The 4,844-nt window shown below is 66.5% G+C and carries 8 protein-coding genes and 1 pseudogene; all 9 read right to left on the bottom strand.

Annotated features, from left to right (window positions below; genetic code table 11):
* A pseudogene (locus tag CHB90_RS25505) lies at positions 1-1,369 on the bottom strand (baseplate multidomain protein megatron); the annotation flags it as partial.
* A 3-nt stretch (positions 1,370-1,372) separates the two neighbouring features.
* On the bottom strand, positions 1,373-1,813 hold the full coding sequence (locus CHB90_RS25500) for an NlpC/P60 family protein (protein ID WP_089280504.1): 441 nt from the start codon (positions 1,811-1,813) through the stop codon (positions 1,373-1,375).
* A 50-nt stretch (positions 1,814-1,863) separates the two neighbouring features.
* Positions 1,864-2,748: a DUF2163 domain-containing protein gene (locus tag CHB90_RS25495; protein WP_089280502.1), complete on the bottom strand. Its 885-nt coding sequence runs from the start codon at positions 2,746-2,748 to the stop codon at positions 1,864-1,866.
* Positions 2,749-2,883: 135 nt separating this feature from the next.
* Positions 2,884-3,114 carry a hypothetical protein gene (locus tag CHB90_RS25490; protein WP_089280501.1) on the bottom strand — a complete coding sequence of 77 codons (231 nt, stop codon included), beginning with the start codon at positions 3,112-3,114 and terminating at the stop codon, positions 2,884-2,886.
* Complete coding sequence (locus CHB90_RS25485; protein WP_089280500.1) at positions 3,107-3,337, bottom strand: hypothetical protein; 231 nt, start codon at positions 3,335-3,337, stop codon at positions 3,107-3,109. The genes CHB90_RS25490 and CHB90_RS25485 overlap by 8 nt, the downstream gene beginning before the upstream one ends.
* 3 nt (positions 3,338-3,340) lie before the next feature.
* Entirely contained in the window at positions 3,341-4,057 is a 717-nt protein-coding gene (locus tag CHB90_RS25480) for a lysozyme (protein WP_089280499.1), read from the bottom strand.
* 4 nt (positions 4,058-4,061) lie between these two features.
* Positions 4,062-4,193: a hypothetical protein gene (locus tag CHB90_RS27410; protein ID WP_281256124.1), complete on the bottom strand. Its 132-nt coding sequence runs from the start codon at positions 4,191-4,193 to the stop codon at positions 4,062-4,064.
* The gene (locus tag CHB90_RS25475; RefSeq protein ID WP_089280498.1) at positions 4,186-4,548 is read right to left on the bottom strand and encodes a hypothetical protein; all 363 of its coding nucleotides are present in this window, start codon (positions 4,546-4,548) and stop codon (positions 4,186-4,188) included. The genes CHB90_RS27410 and CHB90_RS25475 overlap by 8 nt, the downstream gene beginning before the upstream one ends.
* A partial coding sequence (locus tag CHB90_RS25470; protein ID WP_170941191.1) for a DUF2460 domain-containing protein occupies positions 4,545-4,844 on the bottom strand: 300 nt, incomplete at its 5' end. The genes CHB90_RS25470 and CHB90_RS25475, both read right to left, overlap by 4 nt.

The raw sequence follows: 4,844 nt of genomic DNA, 5'->3' as shown, positions 1-4,844 counted from the left end.
GTGCATAGTGCAGGATCATGCGACGCAGCCCCCAGTCTGCGCTGCCGGTCCAGGCGACATCCTCGCCGGTGACCGCAAAGTTGGACAAGTTGGCGCCGCCGAAGAATGCATCGACCTGTGTCGCGGCTGCTGCGGTCAGGTCGACCGTTCCAGCAAACCCGGCCGCAGGTGCACAGGTGATCCGGCCGCGCCAGGGAAGCGCGGGCTGGCCGATGGCGGATGCGTCGTCGGAATAGGGGGTCGGCAGCGTATTGCCCGATGGCACATCCATCAGCAGGAAGGGATAGAAGGTGACGCGCCAGCCGCGCGCCTTGATCTCGCGGATCGCCTCGATGACGGAGACATCCTCTGGCGTGCCGCCAAAGACTGGGCGGTCCTGCGCATCGCGGCTGACAAGCGGGGCATTGGCGCGGTCCAGCCCGTTGACCCGCCAGGCCTGCGGGGTTGTGGTCTTCTCCCCGGTCTCGACACAAGGCCGGATCTGGCAGTGGCCTGCGCGCAGATCGTCGCCGAACCAGGAGACGACGAGGCTGACGCTTTCGAGATTGGGCAAGGCTGCCTGCAGCTGGTCCAACGCCACGGTGAGATCCGAGGCGTCAGCCCGGGCGTGGACATTCTCGGACCGGGTTGTACCAAGCGCTCCCTTGCGGATCGGCGTGGTGGCGTAGACAAATTCTCCCGCCGAGGGGATCAGGGTGACGGCCCGGATCAGGTTTTCCGCACCGTCCTCGCCGCCAAGGGGGCGGAAGACCTCGAAGGATAGCTGCGGCAGGCGGTTGCCGAAGTTTGCCAGTGGGAGGTCCTCGAAGACAATATAGGCGGTGCCGCGATAGGCCGGTGTGTTCTCGGCCCCCATAGTCGCAGTGATGAAGGGATCTGCCGTCTGGATCTCGTCACCGGGATACCAGCGCCAGGTCAGGCCGGAGGTATCCAGAAGCTTGCCGTCGGCCCAGATGCGTCCGATGCCGGTGATGGGTCCTTCGCAGAGTGCCACCGCGAAACTCGCGTAGTAGAGATACTCGGTGGTCTTGACCTTTGGTCCGCCCCCACCTTTGCCGCCGCCTTGAGTGGAGGTCTTCTTGCGCTCGCGGAAATCCGTGGCCCAGATGATATTGCCGCCAATGCGCATGCGCCCATAAAGCCGCGGGATGACCGCGCCCTCGGTCGAAGAGGTGATGCGCAATGTATCCAGCCGGGCGCCTTCGATCCGCTGGGCAGGGGTGAGTGACGACACGATCCAACTGTCGACCGCCGAGCCGAGGGTCGAGCCGACAAATCCGCCGATCGTGGCGGCGCTGACGCCGAAGATCGCCCCGCCGATGCTGCCGCCAATGGCCGAGCCGACGGCCCCGAGAACAAGCGTGGCCATAAGTCAGGTCGGATCCGGAAAAAGGAAGGCGAAGGCGACGCGCCGCCGCCAGGCGGGTGTCAGCGGCTCCTCGATGACGCCGAGGCGCTCATAGGCGTGGAGGAATGTGTCGGGCCCGGTGAGGATGCCGACGTGTTTTGCGATGGCGCGCGGCGTCATGCGGAAGAGGACCAGCGCGCCGGGACCGACCTCTGCATGCGGACGCTCGATCATCATGCGCCTGGCGCCCTCGGCGAGGACCTCGCGCGGGCCGGTCTCACCCCAGTCCCGGCTGTAGGGCGGGATCGGAAATGGCTCAGGGCCGACGACCTCGCGCCACACCCCGCGCGCCAGCCCGAGGCAGTCGCAGCCGACGCCGCGCAGGCTCGCCTGATCATGATAGGGCGTGCCCAGCCAGGAGCGTGCGATTGCGATGACACGCTCGGGGTCGGTGCTGGCTCTCACGCATCGCGATGCGATGCACTGCCGCCCGTCGTTCCCGCTGGAAACGACGTTCACAGCACGGCTCCCTCATGTCCGCCGTCCTTGGTGGCGTATCGCAGCACGGCATCCTGACCCGGGATGTGTGGGAAACCGCGGAAGTTGGCGGTATTGGCGAACTTTGCGCCGCAGGTTTCCAGGCGCTTGTCGCAGCCTGCGCGGATGGTGAAGGTGTGAGCCTCCACGATCGGTCGCACCGGCGCTTCCAGCAATGTCAGCACCGCAATGCCGTCGGTCACGTCATGCGTGATGATCTCGGCGCGCCGCCCCGCGTTGGCCCCGCTCGTCCAGTCCAGCGTGCCGAAGGTGAACCATCCCGCGGTAAAGCCACCCAGTTCCGAGGCGGTGAAGGTCCGGTCCCGCAGGAGATCGATCACGGCGCCCGTGCCCTTGAAGGCGGCCGCGTCGAGATCGACACTGCAGCGCCCGTCGCCAACTGCCGCGTCGCAAGTCGCCTGAAACGTCCGTCCGACGGTCTGGCCAAGCACATGGGCAAGTGAGCGCACCTCGGCGACGAAGGCGAGCCGCCCGCGCCGGATCTGGCCGATGGCACCGCGACGCAACAGGGCCCGCTGGCCTGTGTTGACCCAGTTCACCCGCCAGACCTCGACCTCCGCATTGTCCCAGCGGCCGTCGAGGATATCGGTCTCGGTGATCCTGTCGGAACTCAGCACGCCTTCGGCGTCCTGGGCATCGACCGACAGGTCAGAGCCCGAACGGATCTCGGAGGCTGTCAGCCCGCTTTCGGGCTCGAAACCGGTGCCGTCAAAGCTGAAAGTAACATCATGATCGGTAAAGCCAAGGCTCATGCCATCCGCGCGCAGGATGCGCCAGCACCAGCAAAGCGTCGTTGTACCCTCGTCGAGATGGGCCTGAAACGCAGGGTCGAGGGACTTCATCGCGGCCTCCCGCAGCCTGCATCGATCAGGCGGATCAGATGCGCGCCGGTCGTAACCGAGCGCGGCCCACCGTCATCAGCGAGCGCTTTGGCGTGGGTTGTCACGGGGCCTGCAAGTCCAGCACAAAGCGCGGCTTCACTCACGGCCACGGGTGCGCAGCCAATCGCGAAGCACATCGGGATCATTGCCCAGATCAGCCGTTGCATCCTCCATCCTCCGTTTGGTTGCTTCTGCGGCGTCGCGGTCCCGCCGCGCCTGTCGGCTGCGTTCCTTGGCGGCGCCCCAGTGTCTTGCCCGCCAGAGAAGTCCGGCAAGGACCGCCAGGGTTGTGACGGCGGTTACGATCAATGTCAGGAGATCAGCCATGGCCCTGGAACCCGCGTTCGATCCGGTCGCGCAGGCCGATCAGGCCAAGTCCGAGGAAGATCAACCCGGCCGGGGAGGCATCGCCCGAGCCCGCCAGCAGGGCGACAAGCCGGGCGAGCTCGCTGAATGCACCTGTGGCGGGGAGCGCCGTGGCGGCCGCACCGGTCAGAACGGCAAGCATGCCCGCCCACCAAGTCAGGGAATTGGGTCGGATGTAGCGCATGGATCAGGCTTTCCGGTTCAGGGTTGAAAAGAAGCTGATCAGCCGGGCGAGCCAGCTGGGTTGATCTTTGGATGCCGATGCCGATGCCGATGGCGTTGCCGATGGCGTTGCCGATGGCGTTGCCGATGGCGTTGCGGGCTGAGAACCTGAGGATCCCGTCCGTTTGGACCGCAAGAGTGCCAGCGCCTCATCCTCGGTCAGCTGCCGGAGCGGGCGGGAGAAATCCACCCGACCGTGCCGGTCGACCGCCCAGACCGGGATCGTCCCGCCGGGATAGCGACCATCCCGGAAGAGATCCCGCTCCGCTTCCCGGCGCGGTATGATCGCGGCGGGCTTGCGCCAGTTCAGGAAGGCCCCGGCGGCTGCGTCGCGGTCACCTGCGTTCAGGTGGCGCGTCAGTGTCGCCCGTGCGATGCCGCCGGTATTGTAGTGGAACGAGACCAGCGCATCGAATTCATGGGGCGCGAGGGGCACCTTCACCGCGCGCCGGACGTCGGCCTCGTAACGTGCCAGATCCGCGCGGAAGATCTGGAACGCCTCGCGGAGTCCGGCTTCAAGGTCTGCTGGCATGCCACGGGGCATCTTGGCCGGATCGGGGGGACCGGCCGCAGCCGTATGGCCGACGCCGAAGGTCCAGACGTTTACGACATCAAGGTAGGGTCCCGGCACGATACCCTCGTGCCGGGTGAGGGCCAGCAGGCCCCGGTCTGTCATCTGCATGGATTTATCCCAGTTGAGAAAGGATCAGGATCAGCGCTGCGACGGCCAGGCCGATGCGCAGGCGGTGAATGAAGGTCTGCCGGGCGTCGACAGGCACGCAGCGGAGGAACCGCGCAAGGCGGAGGAGCTCACTCATTGTTGCCCCGATCGCCGTTGCCTCCTGTCGCGGCGCGCAGCCGCGCGAGGATGACTTCAATGAAGGCCGGGCCAAAGACGCCGACGAGATAGGCGGCGGATCCTGCGGCGCCCCCGGCCGGGATGGCCTCGGGCGGCAGATCCAGCCAGCTGGTCACCAGCGCCATGGAGAGGCTGCCCATCCCGGCGGCGATCAGTCCGCCGAGCAGGATGTGCCGGAGGGCATCGCGCAGGCGCATCTTTGTGGTCAGCGCATTGGTCGCCCCGCCAAGCGCGCCCCAGGCGGCCAGGATCACGGCGGTTGAGGCCGCAAGTTCGCGCAGGACAGCCGCCATGAAGCTGCCGGTATCGTTCATCGTCGGATCTCCAGGAGAGGGATGGAGGTGATCGAGCCCAGGCGCTCGAGGTCGTGCGTCACATCGAGCACGTCCGTGTCGAAGCGCACGGGCACGTCGAACTCGAAGCTTGCGGTGAGGGTGACGCCAGAGCCCGGCGCAGTGCCGAAGGTGACGCCACCTGTCGTTATGTCGACCGACCAGCCGCTGGCCTGTTCGGTGCCGTCGAAACCGATGCGCAGACTGCCCGCGACTGGCTTGGAAATTGCGCGCGTCCATGTCTGCGCACCGGAAACATAGCGTTTGACCAGTTGGAA

The sequence above is a fragment of the Antarctobacter heliothermus genome (genome assembly GCF_900188425.1).
In the GTDB taxonomy this organism is placed as follows: domain Bacteria; phylum Pseudomonadota; class Alphaproteobacteria; order Rhodobacterales; family Rhodobacteraceae; genus Antarctobacter; species Antarctobacter heliothermus.
The sequence above is the reverse complement of the archived record's forward strand: the minus strand, read 5'-3'. Positions and strand labels throughout refer to the sequence as shown.